Raw genomic sequence first — 18,024 nt, 5'->3', positions numbered from 1 at the left:
TCGCCCCGTTAGCTCGACTCGCTGCTGGCCTCCCACCGATCTCCGAGCAACGAGAATAGCAGCTCACGACGATACGTTTCTTCCGGGAGCGTTTCGTGGAACTCGACCGCTTCAATCTCCTCGTCGGCAAGCCCCGGCGACGTCGAGAGTGAATCGGATGCTGGGGTGCAGTCGAACATGAGAAAGTGAAAATCGAACGCCTCGTTCGTCGCCTCGTTCGTGTGGCACAATCGATCGATTGCGGCCAGGCCGTCGATGCGAACGGTGAGTCCGGTTTCTTCGCGGATCTCTCGGTGGGCCCCCTCCTCTGGAGATTCGCCGCGTTCAAGGCGTCCTCCTGGGGCTTTCCACTGGCCGTCCTCGTGGATCAACACCACTGCAGCAGGCGTCCAGACGAGGCCACCGACACCCCACGGTCTCTCGATCCGGTTCTGGAGCGACTCGTACGTGTCCGGATCGAGCGTCCGTTCGGTGTGATTTTCTGGCACCTCGCCGTATTGTTCCCGAATGGCAGAACGCGTCAGTGTTGCGTCCATCTCACGGAAGGTCGACTGAAATGTCGTGCTGGAGCCCGGCCGCTTTCACCGTGTTGTAAAGCAACATTGCGCGCGTCATCGGCCCGACGCCACCCGGAACCGGCGTGATCACGTCCGCAACCGACTTTGCACGCTCGAAATCCACATCCCCAGTGAGGCGGTAGCCCTTTTCTGTGTCGGCATCGACGGCGTTGACGCCAACATCGATCACCGTCGCACCCTCTGCGAGCATCGTCTCGTCGATCAGATTCGGCACGCCGGCGGCGGCAACCACTATGTCTGCCGCGCTCGTTTTCGCCGCCAGATCATCCGTATGCGAGTGACAGACCGTGACGGTCGCGTTGCCACCCTGTTGTTTCTGGAACAATAGATTCGCCAGGGGCTTGCCGACGATATCCGATCGCCCAACGATGACAGCATCGGCACCATCGGGATCGACATCGGCTGCTTCGAGCAGCTTTTGCACGCCGTGTGGTGTACACGGCTTATAGCGGGGCTCGCCGGCGACGAGCAGTCCAACGTTCTCGGGATGGAAGCCGTCAACGTCTTTCATCGGGTCGATCGCCTGCAACACCGCACGCTTGTCAACGTGATCGGGCAGTGGTAGCTGGACGAGAATCCCGTTCACTGCCGGATCGGTGTTGAGCTCCGCTATCGTCGACAATAGCTCCTCGGCAGGAGCCTCCACGTCGATTTCGACGTGGATTCCGTTGATGCCTACCTCTTCACAGTCGCGCTGTTTCATCGAAACGTACGTCTCGCTGGACGGATCGTCGCTCATCAACACCGTCGCCAACCCCGGTGTCACACCCTGCTCACCAAGCGAATCGATGCTCGTAGAGAGCCCGTCACGAATCGATGTGGCGACTGCGTTGCCATCGAGAACTCGCGTCATAGTTGGAACGCCACCGCGATCATACTTCAATCTCCCGAATGGATGCGTATTCCGAGGGAAATTCAGGCTAAATTATGCACGATCATGGGGTGCTCACCTGCTCACTCGTAAAGCGGGTGTTCGGCACAGAGCGTTTCGACCGTGTCGGCAACCTCTGCGTGCACCGCAGCATCGCCAGGAGCATCGACGATCTTGGCGATACAGTCCGCAACCGTCTCGATTGCTGGTTCCTCGAATCCGCGGGTGGTGAGCGCGGGCGTTCCGGCGCGGATGCCGCTGGCAACGAACGGCGACCGCGTTTCTCCAGGGACGGTGTTTGCGTTCAGCACGATCCCCACAGCTTCGAGCGCTTTTTCGACGTCCTTGCCGGTCGTATCGGGGTGTGACTCGCGGAGGTCGACGAGAACGAGATGCGTGTCGGTACCTCCCGACACCAGATGCAGGCCATGCTCCTGGAGCCGGTCGGCAAGGGCACTTGCGTTGTCGACAACCTGTGCGGCGTACTCCTCGAATGCTGGCGTGAGCGCTTCACCGAAGCCAACCGCCTTGCCCGCGATGTTATGCATGAGCGGTCCGCCCTGCATCCCTGGAATAACTGCGCTGTCGATCGCATCCCCGTGTTCTTCTGACGACATGATGATGCCGCCCCGGCCCGCACGGATCGTCTTGTGCGTCGAACCGGTGACGAAATCAGCGATTCCAACCGGCGAGGGATGATCTCCCGTAGCAACGAGCCCGGTAATATGTGCAATATCTGCCAGATGATACGATCCGACATCGCTCGCAATCTCCTGAATCCGCTCGAAATCCACCGTTCGGGGATACGCGGAGTAGCCCGAGACGATGACGTCCGGCTCGAACTCACTAGCGTGTTCGGCCAGCGCATCGTAGTCGATGCGACCGGTCTCGGGATTGACCTCGTACTGCTCGACGGTGTAGAGCTGTCCCGCGAAATTCTTCGGATGACCGTGGCTCAGATGGCCACCGTGGGTCAGATCGAGCGAAAGGATCTTATCGCCCGGATCAAGCATCGCGAGATACACTCCCATGTTGGCCTGCGAACCGCTGTGGGGCTGCACGTTGACGTACTCAGCTCCCCAGAGCGACTTCGCACGGTCGATTGCGAGCTGTTCTACGTCGTCGACGTACTCACAGCCACCGTAGTATCGCGCGTCGGGATAGCCCTCGGCGTACTTGTTCGTGAGCACGCTGCCCTGTGCTTCGAGCACGGCCGGGCTCACGTGGTTTTCGCTGGCAATCATCGCCAGGGTCTCCTGTTGGCGTTCGAGTTCACCCGCGAGTGCGTCGGCAACCGCTGGGTCCGTCTCCCGGACGGTGTCGTACTCCATGTGCGAAATCGTTGCTGGCGTCACTATAAGTTGCTCGTCTGGCCGTCAGGTGCCGGTGACGACAGACATATGTTTATGTAGAATTAATTCCCATGTAGTACGAGTATACTTCCGGAGTCGGTACCTATATATTTCTCTAACAATACCAGTTACTGGTATGAGCCGGGGCCTCCTCGGAGGGAACCAGTCGGGTACGCAGCCGTTTACGCCGGCCACGTTCACCGTTCCAAAATCGCCAGAAGGCGCTGCAACAGCCATCTCGGTTCTCTCCGCGGGGCTGTCCAGCACTGGTCCGGAGCGTTCGCATCCTGATTACCGTACGCACCCGCCCCTCGTAGAGTTTGGGGCCGATACGCACATTCCGACGCGCGTGCGACAACTCGTTCCACAGACGGAGATCGTCATTGACGTTCCCGCGCGATATACGGAGTTGTTCGTCGTGGCACCCCTGGCGTACTATCTCGGTGCGACAGTCAGAATTGGTCACGACCCACCGCGCCTGAGTGCGCCAGGACTGAGCAAAACGTTCGGACAGCTGCCGGATCTGAAATACGAGGTCGCGGCGTTGTTGCGCCGGATCTTCTTTCTGGACTGTCTCGTTCGCGATGTGCCGGGTGAAGAACCCCCCTACGAACAGTCGTATCTCGATACGATGGGCCTCGACGGCACGCAGCTCAGAGAAGCAACGCCGACCGAGCGCCTCCGGGCGTATCTCAGCGTAAAGCAGGCAACGATCATGTCGCATCTGCCGTCGTGGCACCTCTCAACGTATGTGACACCGACTGCGGACATGATCCCGTGTCTGCCGTTTTTGCTCGACGATCTGAGTCTGATCTATCCGCCAGACGCAGACGAGCTAGATCAGAGCGAGCTGTTGGATCGCGCGCTCGATGATTTCTACCGCGGCGAGGTGGACACGGTCGAAATCGTCTCGCCAAAGCTCCAGCCGGCCGACCTTCACGGCTGGCTCGCAGATGAAGTGCCAGCCGACGCGTTCACGCCGTCGCTTGGAGCGTATCGCAACCGTCTCGGTACACCGCCTGTCGAACAGCCACTCGACATTACCGTCGTGTTGAACGATTCGATGATGGACGGCGAGTACGAAGCCGTCGCGAAACTGTATGACGAGTACGATCAGGTAACGACCCGCTATCGGTCCGTCTCGGTGAACGAGCTCGCTGGAATCTTCGAGCAGACGAACGATTTCGTCCATTTCATCGGTCACTGTGAGAAAGATGGACTCCAGTGTCCCGACGGTGCACTCGATATCCAATCGCTCGGGTCAATCAATACGAGAACCTTCTTTCTCAACGCCTGTGGATCGTATTATCAGGGTAAAGCACTCGTCGAACAGGGTGCAATCGCTGGGGGCGTCACGCTCAGGACGGTGCTCAACAATCCAGCCATCAAGGTCGGGACGACGTTTGCACGCCTGTTCGTTTCGGGCTTTGGTATCGAACGGGCGATGCAGCTCGCTCGTCGTCAGATCACCATGAGCACCGATTATGCGGTCGTCGGTGATGGAACCTACTCACTGAGCGATTCGACTGTCGGACTCGCGCGCCTCAAAAAGACGGGAAACACGTACAAACTCAGCTACTCCGTCGCCGCCAACAGACATCCGGGTGGGAGCTATACTGCACCGTTCGAACTCTGGCCGCGGCTGACCGGTACACAGGCGACGACGGAACTAACCGAAGAAGATATCCCACGAGTACTCAAATCACTCGAATGTCCAGTCATTTTCGACGAATCGCTTGAGTGGGCCGATGACCTTGCCCGGCAGTTTTTGTCAAGCCATGAATAATTTTTTCAGGCCGAAACGGTCTTCGGTTTTTGGATAACGCAGATATTAAATAGGAAGAGGATATAAATATTCATCACCGATGCGTTCGAACATACTAGAAACCGGTGTCGAAGGACTACTTGAGGCCGTCCTCGGTGAGGCTTCGGGTGAACTGTATCTGATCAATCCATCCCGTGAGATATTGGAAGTGACAATTCCAGCAATTGAATCGGCAGAGGACGTCTCCGTTCGATTGCTTGCTGGCGAGCGAGTGCTGAAGGACGTGCTCGATGATTTCATCGTTGGTTCTACTGCGGCTGATATGATCGACGCTGATCGGCTTGCACTTCGGACGTACGATGGTCCGACGAACACGCTTGTCGTCTCCGACGACGCCGTCACCGCTGTCGTTTCTGCTGGGGGGAACGTGGCCGGCCTCGTTACGGACGACGACGAGTTCGTTTCGGCAGCCCGTGACCAGTACGCGGCCGCCTGGGAGGACGCAGCTCCGTTCAAGCTCCGCACGCCACCGATCACGCAGGTTCGATCGACGCTCTCCGATGAGATCGGTACCGACGTTGCTGATGACTTCGACGGCGTGCTGACCTCGCTTGAGACCGCTCGTGGCAACGGCGATGGCCTGGATGAAGTGACGATCAGTCTGCTCGTCGCTGCGAAAAACGAAGAGTTGCTGTACGATATCAGCAAATGGGGCGAGGACGTTGGGATCGCCAGCAAAGCGACGTTCTCCCGCACGAAAACCCGTCTTGAAGAGATGGGTCTCGTCGACACTGAGAAGGTTCCAATCGACGTTGGTCGCCCACGTCTCCGTCTCGTTCTTGGCGACGACCGACTCCAGGAAACTAGCTCGGACGATCTGGCGAACGTCGCCCAGAGTCTGATTGCGTCGTAACGACACAGCGTAGTGCCGGTGGGGTGACTCGCACGCCTATTACTCACCCGGCCTCGATCGCCGAATCCGCATTTCTTTGGGACACTGGTTCGAGACCTACAGTATGACAATCAGTATCGTCGGAGGTGGTGTTCCAGCCGACAGCGTTGTCCAGTCGCTCACAGAATCCGGTGAGTCGGTCACGCGTCACGACTCGGTCGAGACCATCGAGTCGCCGGCACTTTCAGTAATCATCGGTTCGGTCGGCGACGAGCGGTTCGAACGAGCGAGCGAGCAGCTCACGGGTGAGTGGATCGCACTCGAGCTCGGCGGTGTCGGTGGAATTGGGATTGGATCTGTGGCGTTTGCTGTGACTGGATTTGGTCCAAAAACGCCGTGTTTCGACTGTTTACACCGTCGAGTCGATTCGCAGATAGCAGACGACACGGTCGAACAGTCTCCGTCAGTACATCCCCCGACGGCACACCTCGGTGGTGCGCTCGCTGGTACGCAGGCAGTGAAATTGCTCGATGGGGACGACTCGCCGCTTGGCGCAGTACTCGAGCAGCCCCACGCAACGCGTCGGCTGTTGGCGGTGCCCGGCTGTTCGTGCACTGACCACCAGCGGTGGATGCTCTCGGACGAACGCCTCGACCGATCGCTCGAAGAATCGCTCGAACGTGCCGAGCGGGCGGTCGATCCCCGGCTCGGAATCATCTCGGAAGTTGGAGAGATTGAATCATTCCCGGTCCCGTATTATCTCACCCAGCTCGGTTCGACGACGGCATTTAGCAGCCAGCAGGCAAGCAAGCAGGCAGCCGGCGTTGCCCTTGACTGGAACGAGGCGTTCATGAAAGCACTCGGCGAATCACTCGAGCGCTACTGCGCCGGCGTTTACAAGCGCGATGGGCTCGTTTCCGGACGACCAGTCGATCAACCGAACGCTGTCGTGCCGTCGGCATTCGTCCATCCAGGCGACCACAACGACACTGAGCCAATCGAGTGGGTGCCGGGGACAGAGCTCGGGACAGACCGGACGGTATCGTTGCCGGCCGAGCACGTCTTCTTTCCGTACGACAGTGATGGACCCACGATCACGACCGGGCTTGGCCTCGGAAACGACCACACCGAGGCGATTGTCGCCGGACTCACCGAGATCATCGAACGCGACGCGGCGATCATCGCGTGGTACTCAAGCTATGAGCCACTCGGGCTTTCGATCGAAGACGAGCGGTTTGGGACGCTTCGGCGTCGTGCGAAGGCCACTGGCCTGTCGGTGACGGCGACGCTGTTGACACAGGACGTTGATATTCCGGTTGTGGCCGTTGCGGTGCACCGATCGGATGAGGAGTGGCCCGCGTTCGCACTCGGGCTGGCAGCCGATCTGGACCCGATTGCGGCGGCCGTCTCAGCAGGAACTGAAGCGATACAGAATTTCACAGAACTGCGACGGATGGGTCAATCACGCGCCACGGAAGCCGGCGGCAGAATCGGTCATTTCGCCGCTCGTCCCGCCACAATTGCAGAATTCGTCTCGCCCGATCAATCGGTTCCGATCACGAGCGTTGCACCGGAGCAAGCGGCGTCGCCGGTTGATTTGCTACTCGACCGGCTTCACGCGGCGGATCTTTCGGCGTACGCAACCAGTCTCACGACGGTGGATGTCCGGACGCTGGGATTCGAGGCCGTTCGCGTTCTCGTTCCGTCTGCCCAACCGCTGTTCATTGATTCACCGTATTTCGGCGATCGCGCCCGTACTGTGCCAAAGTCACTTGGATTCGATCCACGACTCGAGCGCGAGCACCATCCCTACCCCTAGATACCAAAGGTAGCACGGAGCATATCGCGGCTGCCGGGGCCGAGCCCCACAGCGGTAATCGCGATCAACAACAAGAGCGCATAGCGAGGACTGTCATCGAAGATCCGGTCGTCGAACAGCCAGATGACGAGGACTGCGGCAATGAGCTTGACGAGCAAGAACGGCCAGGATTCGCCGATGGCAGTGACGATTGAGGGCGGTACCAGCTGGCTGGTGGTAGAGATGATGAACTCGTTGACCGGATGCTTTGGCTCGTAGCCAAGAAAGCCAAGCCCGAGTGCGCCCAACCAGTCGGCGGCGACGACGTTTGCTACACCATCGAGCGCCTGGCCGAAGATCACGACCAGTCCGATCCGACGCGTGCCTTCGTTGACCGATGGGGCGAACTGATCGAGACTCCAGTAGATGACGAGTGACAGCACGATTGAGAGACCGATCACGACCGCTGGCAGCTGTGGATAGAAGCCGATCGATCGTCGCAGTTCCTGAATCGATACCACCTCAAGGACCGTTAGCAGCAACGACAACGCGAGGGCGAGCGTTCCGAGTAGCCCCACGATGAGCGGGTACCGTTCGCGCTCGATGCGACCAGCCCTGACGAGGCCGAGGCCGACACCGATTGAGCCGAGCGTGATGAGAAACACCACTCCATAGATGATCGGACTGATGAACAACACGTTGAGCGGATAGTCGAGGAGGGGGTCACTGCCGACGCTGATTGCGGCGTTGTTCGCGTCTTCGACGACGCGAAGCGCTCCGCCGAAGAACATGAACGGCACCAGCCCGAAAAAGAGGCGTCGATCGCGGCCGATTGCCAGCCGTCTGAGCAGGATTAACACGCCGACCAGCATGAAGATCAACACGACGGCGTAGCCGATCTCGGACACTACCGTGTAGCCCGGCTCGGCGACGGTGCCGCTTGCTGTGAGACACGCCTCATTTCCTAGCAGTGTGACGCCGCCATCGTGACGCACGGCACAGCTTGCGTTGTGTGCGTCAGCGTACACTGGACCCCAGAAAAATTTCCAGATGAATCGATCGTACACCGCCTTCGGGAACGCGATGCTCCCGCCGATCAGCGCCGCCAGCCCACCAACCGCAAGCGCGACCCACGCACGCTCGGTTCGCGACGACGAATCTGTGTCCTCGGTCGTATCCATACAGTTGCCCTGTTTCCGATGCGGTGCTTGTTTACAGTTCCGATCCACAGTGTTGGTATTACTGACACGTTATCCGTCCAGGGCAGCTCCGACGATAGCCAGTGCTTTCTCGTGGAGGTCGCCATTTGAGGCAACGAGACTTTTCGCGGTGTAATCCCAGGGATTACCGTTCAGATCCGTGACGGTGCCACCGGCGCGCTTGACGAGATACGCGCCGGCGACGGTGTCCCAGGGGTGATGGTTCACGTTGGAGACGGCCACGTCGATGGCCCCGCTTGCGACCCGGGAGAGATGTGCCTGTGTCGAGCCCGCATAGCGCACGTCGCCGAACTGCTCGACGATCGTCGCTAAGGCGGCTGCGTCTTCCGATGGGCCGTCGTGGCCGTACAGTGCTGGCGTGATCGTTGCGCCGGCCAGCGACGACGTGTCGCTCACGCCGATGGGCTCGTCGTTGCGAGCGATTGTTTCTGGCCCAGCGACGTAGGTATCACCCAGCGCCGGAAAGCAATTGACCGCTGCGACACACACTCCATCGATCACACAACAGACGCTGACACACCAGGTTCTCGTGCCGTGTACGTAGTTGCTTGTGCCATCGATCGGGTCAACGATCCAGGCTCCACCGGAGTCTGGGACGGTTTTGCGCGCGTCGGCTTCTTCGCCAATGACCGGCTCGTCAGGGTACGATTCGCCAAGCAGCTCGACGATACGGGCCTGTGTGTTGCGGTCGATCTCTGTGACGAGATCGGTCGGTCCGGACTTCGTTTCGGTGGCGATCTCCTCGCGATAGGAATCCATCGCCACGCTTGCGCCTGCCTGGGCCACACGGAGGGCCACTTCGACTCGTCGCGTACGATCTGCCATACGCTGGGCTGTGGGTCCGTTCGGACAAAGCTCCGTCGGCGATTCACTCTGTGGAATGTATTCCGATGATTTCGACCGGATCGTCCACCGCAATCGATTGTTCCCACTCTGATTCTGGCACGCGGGTGTTGACCATCAGCCGGTAGGCGTGATCGAATCGCTCACTGCTCACCCACTCGGGGAGCGTTCGCTTACGATTCCTGATGAACGTTTCACGGAATCCCGGCGTCGGTTCGCCAGTGTCAGGATTGCGCGTCGGGACTACACAGCGCTGGCACGGATTGTGGCCTTCGAACGCCACGTCACCGATGCGGAAGGCGACATGCTCTCCGTGATCTGCAAACAGTCGATCCTCCCAGAAGGGCGACACGCCACCGATCTCGATGTTCGCACGGAACCGCCGGCGCATCTCGGCGACATTGATATCGTCGAACCACGAGGCCACTGTCTCCAGCGTTGCCGTCGAAATGACTGTTGGACCAGAGAGCGACTGATCGTCGAAATAGCCCACGTCGTCCGTTCGTCGGACGCTCACCGGCTGCTCGAAGAAGTCGCTCAGCCACGCGTTCAGCGCCGTGGTGTCGTCAAGTGAAAACTGCTCGGTGCTCGTCGCAGTCGTCTCTCGGATTGCGATGGTTTCAGCCGCCAGATCCACGGTCGATCGCAGTCGATGAACGGCCGGCGTTTGCTTGCCGTTACAATACACACCACCGGCTCCGGGATCATGTTCGGGAAGGGGCTCTCCAGCCGGAGAGGTAACGATCGCCCACGCTCGGTCGTGTTTGAGGCCACCTCCCGTACTCAACCGGGCCGAATCAAGGGTAACCGCATCAAGAGATTTGACAGGATAGCAATCGAGCCGTGCGATCGTTGGCTGCATGGTAGAGACTCAAGGGTATCACTACTCAGTGTTACGCTGGAAGAATTGTTGCGAGGGCAAGAACTGGCTCCCGTGAGCGTTCTTGCTGCACTCAGTTGGTGTGAGTGCGAGGGGCAGGATTTGAACCTGCGGACCTCTACAGGAGCGGATCTTGAGTCCGCCGCCGTTTCCAGACTTGGCTACCCTCGCACGAATTATCCTTCGTTGCCGCGATGGCTAAAACGTTGCGAACCAGACCTCACAGCACAGAGATACGAAGGTCTAAGAATCGCACGCCAAACTAGAGAATAATGACCGTCGTTAGCGTTTCTATGCCGGACTCGCTGCTCGAACGACTCGATGCGTTCGCAGAAGAGCACGGCTACACCGGCCGCAGTGAAATCGTTCGCGAAGCCTCACGGAATCTCCTCAGCGAGTTTGACGATAAGCAACTTGAGAATCGAGAGCTGCTCGGCGTCGTCACGGTGTTGTTCAACTACGAAACCAGCGACGTTGAACAGCGGATGATGCAACTACGCCACGAACACGAGCATCTGGTCGCCTCGAACATTCACAACCACGTCGGCGATGAACACTGCATGGAGCTGTTCGTCCTCGAGGGGACGCTCGAATCGATCTCCACGTTCGTTGGAAAAATTCGTGCCACACAGAACACCCTCTCGGTCGATTACTCCGTGTTTCCAGTCGATGCATTCGATCCCACACTCGAAACCGAGTAGGCATGGACGACCACACTGACGCTGACGTTGCGCCGCCATTGCAGGGCTCACCCACCGGCTGGGCTCCTGATGGTGGTGGCTGGGTCCATCCCTCGCTCCGCAAGGCCGTCGTTCACGGCGTCAGGCTCTACAACGGCGGCGCATTTCACGAGTCACACGACTGTTTCGAGGGCGAGTGGTACAACTACGGTCGAGGGTCAACCGAGAGCGCGTTCCTCCACGGGATGGTACAGGTAGCCGCAGGAGCGTACAAACATCATGATTTCGACGATCCTGCCGGGATGCGCTCTCTGTTCTCGACTGCATTGCAGTATCTCGCCGACACGCCAGCTGATTATTATGGGGTCGACGTGCGTGGCGTCCGAATCATGCTCACGCAAGCGCTAGAGGATCCAGCAGTCCTCGAGGATCAACAGATCGACCTCGACGGGATACAGCCTGAACCAGGACCGGCTGATTTCGCGTTCGCCGACGACGAGTAGCTTGCCGGATATAGATAAATTTATGATACATTAAGACCTAAACTCCCAGAAGACACTCCAATCATCGGATATGCGTTGAGCGACAACAAACCGCATGATTGATTAGGGGGTCTGTGGTACACCAACACATGCGCGTAGAACAGTTGGGCGAGGGGGAGCCAGACCTCGCGGTCGTTGGGTCGATACACGGTGATGAGCCGTGTGGCGCGCAGGCGATAGAGCGAGTGCTCGCCGATCCACCATCGGTGGATCGGCCGGTGAAGTTCATCATCGCCAACGAGCGCGCGCTTTCGCGAGGAGTCCGGTATACGGAGACCGATTTGAATCGCGAGTTTCCTGGCGACCCGGGGGCCGATGCCTACGAGACGCGGCTTGCACACGAGTTGTTGGCTGAGATTAGCGACTGCACCACGTTGTCGATGCATTCGACGCAGTCGTACAATCGGCCGTTTGCGATCGTCGATGAGACCGGACATCTCGCGCGTCGTATCTGTCCGCAGTTATCGATCGACGTACTGGTAGAGACGGGAGGCTTCGTTGAGAACACACTGGTCGGTTACGTAGACGTTATCGAGGTTGAGTGTGGGATGCAGGGGTCACCCACCGCGGCCGATAACGCGGTCACGCTGATCAAGGAATTTTTGACCGCCACCGGCGCGATCACGGATGGCGTAGAGACGTTGCCGAATCCTGGAACAATTCCAGTGTATGAACTGCGCCGTCAAATTCCGAAAGATCCTGAATCAACCTATTCCGTTCACGTCGAGAATTTCGAGCGTGTTGAGCCCGGGACGCCGTTCGTGACGATCGATGACGAACAGCGCCAGGCGGATGAGCCGTTTTATCCCGTATTGATGAGCTCGCACGGCTACGAGCGCCAACTGGGCTACGCAGCCGATCGATCGGGCACGCTGTAATCAGGCGTCGGGATCCAGTTCTACCAGTGTGAGGTTGCGGTCGAGCATACAGAAATCGTGTGGCGGCTCGCCGATTACATCCGTTATCTGATAGGATTCGTCGAACGTCACGCCCATTGGTTCGCAGTATGGATGGCTCGGGCAGTCGGTGTGGGGACACGAACCTTCGAGCTGTGCGTTCGAGCCGGCGTATGCGCCCGTTGATGGCACGTTTGCCTCGACGGTCGTCGGTTCGACATCGACGGCAGTGACACCATTATCGTGGACGCCACAATCGAGCGTACTCGAATCGCGGACAGCGGTGATCTCGTATCGGACCCCTTCGGTGAGGTTCAAACACTGGTTCCGGTATGGACAGCCTTCACACGCGGGGGCCTCGCCCTGATAGACGAATTCGTGACCCTCCTCGGCGAGTCGGGTTCCAATGAGTGTGACGGCCATACCACGCGTATGCGCTCTACATTCAACCGTTTTTCCGTTCGGGTAGGCGACTATCAACGAGAACAACCTCTCCATCCCGCTGTTCGTGTGCTCTGCGCTGCACATCGTTCCCCATGCACGCAGTGTGAATCGTTTTGCCCAGTGATCCAAAGCGGTTGATGCGATTGAGTGACAGAAGCCGGTCTCGCTCAGTAGATGTTCGAAGCTGGATCGATGCGTTCGATGAGTCCATCGAAATCAGAATCAAAGCTCAGCACGGCGTCGATATCTCGTTTCTCGCAATGGTGGATGATCGACGCGTCCGTGAAACTGAGGTCGTGATCGGAAAACTGTCGAAACGTCTGTAGCACTGGGTAAATATCATCGGGTTCGATGACGAGGAGATCGAACAGTTCCGGAAACGAATCCTCACCGAGTAGCCGGCAAGCAACGGTATCTGCTGCCGAGTAGGAGTTCGTTCGAGCCCGTGTGAGTGTGACAGTTTCGTCGAGAACGTAATCGTTCGTATACGGCTGTCCATACGCGCCCTCAATGAGCGCTTCTAACGCGCTGACAGCCTCATCGTGACGTTCCGCATCCGTATCGTGGTGTGCAAAGAACACACCAGTATCGACGAAGACACTCATCCGTACAGAATGTCATCAATGTCGTCTTCGGTCGTCGTCCGTCCCGATGAAATCATGCCCGAATGAAACTGCTCGCGGGCATCGCTATCGAGTGGAGCGTGGTTGTCCCGAAACGAATCAATCAGATCAGCTTTCGATTCAATCGCACGGGCGACAAGTCGAGCCAAAATCTCCTGTTGCGTTACTCGCTTGCCGGTTTCCAGACGGATCTCTGCCTGGAGGCGCTCAAGCCGTGATTTGGTATCGTCGTCCATCTTGACCGATGTTGCCATATTAATAGTAGTGTCCTCTTCTGGGTAAATGTTTCTACAATGTGGAGGCAATCCACTCAAGACTGGTGATCGGACGTTTGAGGACACCCTCGTTCGTCGTGGGTAACTTTGTTCCCACGGTAGTGGTGATATTCCAGTGAGGACATCCCCCCATCGTGGACGGCGATTACAGAGTCATGTTGCTCGGATGGCCAACAACGTTATATATTTGGAACTCTAAATGTAAGATATCCGAAAGTATTTTGTAGCTGTGGCTTTGTAGATTTTCAAACGATGTCGAAAGACGTTACCCTGACAGTCGGAGACAACGCGTATCCTGGACGGCTGAACACGCCCGAAGAACCATCAGATCGTGGCGTGTTGCTCGTTCCGGGTGCTGGCCACGGGCCGTTCGGTGACGTATTTCTCAGATTTTCCAGGGCCGCAGCCACGCAGGGCAATTACGTCGCCCGATTCGAGACGTGGCTCCCTGGCGATCTTGAGCACAAGTCTGATGCGGAGTTTCGAAGAGAACTGGCCGCGAGCGTCGATTTTCTGGTTGAGCAAGGCTGCTCAACGATCACCGTCGTCGCAAAAAGTCTTGGTGGGAAGGTTGCCTTAGAGCATCTCCCCGAAGCTGTCGATCGACTCGTGCTGTGGGCACCCGCCGTTCTCGTGGAAGGCTCCGAGAACGTGCCCGATGAAGCGTGGGAGCACGTGTCGACAGTGACTCCTGAGGAATTCGACGTTGACATCCCAACGCGCATTCTCCAGGGCGATGACGACAACATTCCAGTCGATAGTGCCGACCGGCTCGCTGCGGGATTGACGAACGGCGAACTCGTGGTGCTCCCAGATGAAAATCACTCCCTCTTGCGCGATTACGAGCACGTCATCGAGGAGACGATCGAATTTTTGCCCGAGTAATCTGAGACCGCCCAGCACAACTCAATCATCGATCGAATACCCTGCGATATCGCTCCCACCACCTCATCACGTGTGGACACAATTGTCACCCATATAGAAACCAATTCATAGATAGATAAGTACTAATACAATATTTTGAAATAGGTTTGCTCATATATGTTTGTAGGATGGTTACAGATACCAATCGGTTCGATCGTCGTCGTTTGCTCCAGGCTATTGGCGGTGGCGGGGCCGTGCTCATTGCCGGGTGTATGGGTGATCTCGTTGGTTCAGACGGTGGTGACGCTGATATCCAACTGCTCACTATGGGGGTCGGCGACAACATCCAGGGATTTTTCGATGAGACCACGGCGGCATTTGAAGAAGAACACGATATCAGTCTCGAGCTGACCTCGGTCACCTGGGACAATGCGAAACAGACGGTGAACAACCGAGTGGATGGCGATCAGGCACCAGATGTCGGTCGCTGGCCAGCTCGATGGATTCCACAGCTCGTGGGTAAAGAGGCAATCGAGCCGCTCGATGAACTGATGCAAGGGTCGTTCTACGATAAGTTCTACGAGGGAATGGCTGAAGGGTGTACGTATGAGGGCTCATACTACGGCGTTCCGTGGGCGGCATCGAATAAATGTCTGTTTTACAATAAGAATGTGTTCGAAGCCGCCGGACTGGACCCGGAGAAACCATCTCTCAACAGCTGGGATGAGATGCTTGAAGCTGCAACGCAGATCACGAACGAAACGGACACGCACGCACTGGGGCTGGCAGGAGCTGACGCAATCGAGACGGGGTCACAGTACTATCATTATCACTGGTCTCACGGCGCAGATCTCGTCGACGATGACGGTGCTCCCGTTGTCAACTCTCCGGAGGGCGTGGCGGGGTTGTCGTTCTACGCTGATCTCCATCAAAAACACGGAGTAACACAGCCCTCGCCGCTATCGTCGACCAGACAGGACATTCGTGAGCTGTTCGAGAGCGGCTCGCTTGGAATGGTGATCGCCCACGCCTACGCCGGTCTCAATATTCAGGAGAATGATGCAGGGTTTGAGTTTGGCATTGTGCAGGTTCCAGAGGGGCCTGCGGGGCGATACAGTCTAAACACCGTCGACAGCCTGGTGATCTTCTCTCAGAGCGAGGCGAAGGATCTGGCAAAGGATCTAATCCGGTTTTACTACGATGAAGAGCGGCGGTTTGAGTACTCCAGCCAGAAGGGGTTCATGCCGGTCATGCAATCCGTGGGTGAACGAGCGCACTTTGCGGATTCGCCGGTGTGGGGTCCATTCATCGAGGCCGGTCAGTACGCCCGCACTCGGCCGAAGCTGCCGAATTTCAACGAGTTCAACGATCGGATGGTGCTGGCGATTCAGCAGGCTGTCGGTGGCGAACAATCGCCACAGGCCGCCCTGGATGCAGCACAAGAAGATCTCATGTCGATGATGAACGCTGGGTGATCGCGATGGGGCGCGTATTTCGCTCACAGAGGCTCAGATACGTCCACCAACACCGGTGGGCCTATCTGTTGATCGCACCTGCGGCAGTATTTTTGCTGGCAGTCGTCGGCTACCCGATTGTCGAGACGTTTCGGCTGTCGCTCTATCAGTCGCAAGCGAGTACTGCCACGGAGACGTTCGTGGGACTGACCCACTACGAAGCAATTCTGACCGATCAGGCGTTTTACGATCTACTCTATCGGACCGGCAAGTGGGTGCTGGCCGGCGTTCTGGGAAAAACCCTGCTGGGACTGTTAATCGCGGTTGCTCTCAACGCAGACGTTCGTGGACAGAAATTTTTCAGAACCGCGTTTCTCATCCCCTGGGGCATTCCGTATGCGATATCCGCCGTTGTATTCCGATGGATCGAGCATCCACAGTACGGCGCGCTCAATGCAGCTCTTTTGAAGCTCGGAGTCATTGAGCAGGGTGTTGGGATCCTCGGTAATCCTGATACTGCGCTGTTGGGCGTGGTCGTCGCCGATATCTGGATCGGCACGCCGTTCATGGCGATCATCATTCTCGCCGGGCTCCAGTCGATTCCGGTCGAGCTGTATGAGGCAGCCTCCATTGATGGCGCAGATCGGTATCAGCAGTTCCGGTATATCACGCTGCCCCAGCTCAAAGGCGTTCTTTTCATTGCCACGTTGTTGTCGACGATCTGGACGTTCGTGAGCTTCGATGTCATCTGGACGATGACTCGTGGCGGGCCACTCAACGCCACCACCACGTTGGTCATCCAGATCTACCAGGTTGGGCTCGAAAACGGCGCCATGGGTCGTGGTGCGGCCTACAGCGTCATTGGCTTTTTCGTGTTGCTGATGTTTGCGCTGGTGTATATTCGCGTTTACGCTGGTGATGATCTGTGACTACCATTCAGGACTCCCTTCGGACCGTTCGGGTGTATGGAATCTTGATCGCGCTGCTCGGGGTGGTGTTGTTGCCGTTTTACGTCATGTTCTCGAGCACGCTCAAGTCAGAGGCGGAGCTGTTCAGAACACCGGCGACGCTGACGCCGGACGCCGTCTCAATTGGGGCCTATCAAGCAGTGTGGGGATCCACGGATGTCGTTCTCTGGATTCTCAACAGTGTCATCATCTCCGTTGGGACGGTGTTGTTGGCGCTCGTGCTTGCAATCCCGGCGGCCTACTCCTGTGCCCGAAACGATTTCGTTGGCAAGCGGACGTTTCTGCTCTCGGTGCTCGTTGTGCAGATGTTTGCGCCGGTGGTGTTGATCGTTGGGCTGTTCGACGTCATTACCGAGCTCGGTCTGTTCAATTCGTATCTGGCGGTGATCATCCCGGCGGCGGCGTTTACGCTTCCCTTCAACATCTGGATGTTGTACGGCTATTTTCAGACGATTCCGGTCGCGTTGGAGGATGCAGCGCGGATCGATGGTGCAACCCAGCGCCAGGTTCTCACCAAAATCGTCTTGCCGATCTCAAAGCCGGCGCTGGTCGCCAGCGTCACGTACACGTTTTTGTACGCCTGGAATCGGCTGTTGTTCGTTCTCACGTTTCTCACCGACAGTGCAAAGTACAATATCCCCCGGGGCGTCTTCTCGATGGTTGGCGCGTTACAGACGGACTGGCGGATGATGCTGACGGTGTCGGTACTCGGGATTCTTCCGATTCTCCTGTTGTTTGCGGTGCTCGAAGAGCACATTGCGTCCGGGATGACGGCTGGGGCTGTGAAGCAATAAGGCCAAAACCTTTTATTCCAACCTTTTTTGCTGGAGGGGTGAGCATAGCTCACCCTTCCCGGAAAAAACGTTGATGAAAAAGGCCGCTCGCGGTGGTTATCGTAGTCATATTCGGATTCAAAAATCCGTCGTGAGGCTAGCCGGAGTGCACGGATGAAACTAGTAGCTCTAGTATTGTAGAACCCACTTGGTTGGTCGAGCTTCACAGAACTGACTAACCGCATCTAGCAAACAGCTGTTGGTATCTCATGTTGAATCACGGTCGGTCAGTTGAGAATTCATCAG

19 protein-coding genes and 1 tRNA gene are annotated in these 18,024 nt (G+C 57.6%); 10 read left to right on the top strand and 10 right to left on the bottom strand.

Features of this window, described 5'->3' with window-relative positions; genetic code table 11:
• Positions 1-8: 8 nt before the first annotated feature.
• The 3 genes from JXQ78_RS00100 to glyA all read right to left on the bottom strand — a co-directional run bounded on the left by JXQ78_RS00100 (position 9) and on the right by glyA (position 2,780).
• Positions 9-536 carry an NUDIX hydrolase gene (locus JXQ78_RS00100; RefSeq protein ID WP_330631438.1) on the bottom strand — a complete coding sequence of 176 codons (528 nt, stop codon included), beginning with the start codon at positions 534-536 and terminating at the stop codon, positions 9-11.
• Position 537: 1 nt separating this feature from the next.
• On the bottom strand, positions 538-1,431 hold the full coding sequence (locus JXQ78_RS00095; RefSeq protein ID WP_330631437.1) for a tetrahydrofolate dehydrogenase/cyclohydrolase catalytic domain-containing protein: 894 nt from the start codon (positions 1,429-1,431) through the stop codon (positions 538-540).
• Between the two features lie 101 nt (positions 1,432-1,532).
• Complete coding sequence (gene glyA / locus JXQ78_RS00090; RefSeq protein ID WP_330631436.1) at positions 1,533-2,780, bottom strand: serine hydroxymethyltransferase; 1,248 nt, start codon at positions 2,778-2,780, stop codon at positions 1,533-1,535.
• 157 nt (positions 2,781-2,937) lie between these two features.
• Here glyA and JXQ78_RS00085 point away from each other — a divergent pair, with 157 nt between their 5' ends.
• The 3 genes from JXQ78_RS00085 to JXQ78_RS00075 all read left to right on the top strand — a co-directional run bounded on the left by JXQ78_RS00085 (position 2,938) and on the right by JXQ78_RS00075 (position 7,277).
• The gene (locus JXQ78_RS00085; RefSeq protein ID WP_330631435.1) at positions 2,938-4,587 is read left to right on the top strand and encodes a hypothetical protein; all 1,650 of its coding nucleotides are present in this window, start codon (positions 2,938-2,940) and stop codon (positions 4,585-4,587) included.
• A gap of 79 nt (positions 4,588-4,666) precedes the next feature.
• Positions 4,667-5,479: a transcriptional regulator TbsP gene (gene tbsP, locus JXQ78_RS00080; RefSeq protein ID WP_330631434.1), complete on the top strand. Its 813-nt coding sequence runs from the start codon at positions 4,667-4,669 to the stop codon at positions 5,477-5,479.
• Between the two features lie 103 nt (positions 5,480-5,582).
• The gene (locus JXQ78_RS00075; protein ID WP_330631433.1) at positions 5,583-7,277 is read left to right on the top strand and encodes a YcaO-like family protein; all 1,695 of its coding nucleotides are present in this window, start codon (positions 5,583-5,585) and stop codon (positions 7,275-7,277) included.
• Here the strand turns inward: JXQ78_RS00075 and JXQ78_RS00070 are convergent.
• From JXQ78_RS00070 to JXQ78_RS00055, 4 genes are all read right to left on the bottom strand, one after another.
• A complete protein-coding gene (locus JXQ78_RS00070) occupies positions 7,274-8,437 on the bottom strand; it encodes a DUF63 family protein (protein ID WP_330631432.1) in 1,164 nt (387 codons plus the stop codon). The genes JXQ78_RS00075 and JXQ78_RS00070 overlap by 4 nt on opposite strands.
• Positions 8,438-8,506: 69 nt before the next feature.
• Positions 8,507-9,301 carry an inositol monophosphatase family protein gene (locus tag JXQ78_RS00065; RefSeq protein ID WP_330631431.1) on the bottom strand — a complete coding sequence of 265 codons (795 nt, stop codon included), beginning with the start codon at positions 9,299-9,301 and terminating at the stop codon, positions 8,507-8,509.
• A 43-nt stretch (positions 9,302-9,344) separates the two neighbouring features.
• Positions 9,345-10,181, bottom strand: a complete 837-nt coding sequence (locus JXQ78_RS00060) for an MOSC domain-containing protein (protein WP_330631430.1) — start codon at positions 10,179-10,181, stop codon at positions 9,345-9,347.
• 105 nt (positions 10,182-10,286) lie between these two features.
• A tRNA-Leu gene (locus JXQ78_RS00055) sits at positions 10,287-10,370 on the bottom strand.
• Between the two features lie 101 nt (positions 10,371-10,471).
• Between JXQ78_RS00055 and nikR the strand changes: the two genes are divergently transcribed.
• The 3 genes from nikR (at position 10,472) to JXQ78_RS00040 (ending at position 12,299) form a co-directional block, all read left to right on the top strand.
• Positions 10,472-10,900, top strand: a complete 429-nt coding sequence (gene nikR, locus JXQ78_RS00050) for a nickel-responsive transcriptional regulator NikR (protein ID WP_330631429.1) — start codon at positions 10,472-10,474, stop codon at positions 10,898-10,900.
• 2 nt (positions 10,901-10,902) lie between these two features.
• A complete protein-coding gene (locus JXQ78_RS00045) occupies positions 10,903-11,382 on the top strand; it encodes a DUF309 domain-containing protein (protein WP_330631428.1) in 480 nt (159 codons plus the stop codon).
• A gap of 128 nt (positions 11,383-11,510) precedes the next feature.
• Positions 11,511-12,299 (top strand): M14 family metallopeptidase, encoded by a 789-nt coding sequence (locus JXQ78_RS00040; RefSeq protein WP_330631427.1) that lies wholly within the window; start codon positions 11,511-11,513, stop codon positions 12,297-12,299.
• On the opposite strand, the gene JXQ78_RS00035 is transcribed toward JXQ78_RS00040, so the two are convergent.
• The 3 genes from JXQ78_RS00035 to JXQ78_RS00025 form a co-directional block, all read right to left on the bottom strand.
• Positions 12,300-12,740: a UPF0179 family protein gene (locus JXQ78_RS00035; protein ID WP_330631426.1), complete on the bottom strand. Its 441-nt coding sequence runs from the start codon at positions 12,738-12,740 to the stop codon at positions 12,300-12,302.
• Between the two features lie 188 nt (positions 12,741-12,928).
• A complete protein-coding gene (locus tag JXQ78_RS00030) occupies positions 12,929-13,366 on the bottom strand; it encodes a type II toxin-antitoxin system VapC family toxin (RefSeq protein ID WP_330631425.1) in 438 nt (145 codons plus the stop codon).
• Complete coding sequence (locus JXQ78_RS00025) at positions 13,363-13,638, bottom strand: hypothetical protein (protein ID WP_330631424.1); 276 nt, start codon at positions 13,636-13,638, stop codon at positions 13,363-13,365. The genes JXQ78_RS00030 and JXQ78_RS00025 overlap by 4 nt, the downstream gene beginning before the upstream one ends.
• A gap of 273 nt (positions 13,639-13,911) precedes the next feature.
• Here JXQ78_RS00025 and JXQ78_RS00020 point away from each other — a divergent pair, with 273 nt between their 5' ends.
• The 4 genes from JXQ78_RS00020 to JXQ78_RS00005 all read left to right on the top strand — a co-directional run bounded on the left by JXQ78_RS00020 (position 13,912) and on the right by JXQ78_RS00005 (position 17,739).
• A complete protein-coding gene (locus JXQ78_RS00020) occupies positions 13,912-14,544 on the top strand; it encodes an alpha/beta hydrolase (protein ID WP_330631423.1) in 633 nt (210 codons plus the stop codon).
• 167 nt (positions 14,545-14,711) lie between these two features.
• A complete protein-coding gene (locus tag JXQ78_RS00015) occupies positions 14,712-15,998 on the top strand; it encodes an ABC transporter substrate-binding protein (protein WP_330631422.1) in 1,287 nt (428 codons plus the stop codon).
• A 5-nt stretch (positions 15,999-16,003) separates the two neighbouring features.
• Complete coding sequence (locus JXQ78_RS00010) at positions 16,004-16,906, top strand: carbohydrate ABC transporter permease (protein ID WP_330631421.1); 903 nt, start codon at positions 16,004-16,006, stop codon at positions 16,904-16,906.
• Entirely contained in the window at positions 16,903-17,739 is an 837-nt protein-coding gene (locus JXQ78_RS00005; RefSeq protein ID WP_330631420.1) for a carbohydrate ABC transporter permease, read from the top strand. The genes JXQ78_RS00010 and JXQ78_RS00005 overlap by 4 nt, the downstream gene beginning before the upstream one ends.
• Positions 17,740-18,024: the final 285 nt, after the last annotated feature.

The sequence above is a fragment of the Halocatena halophila genome (assembly GCA_027563145.1).
Classification (GTDB): domain Archaea; phylum Halobacteriota; class Halobacteria; order Halobacteriales; family Haloarculaceae; genus Halocatena; species Halocatena halophila.
The sequence above is the reverse complement of the archived record's forward strand: the minus strand, read 5'-3'. Positions and strand labels throughout refer to the sequence as shown.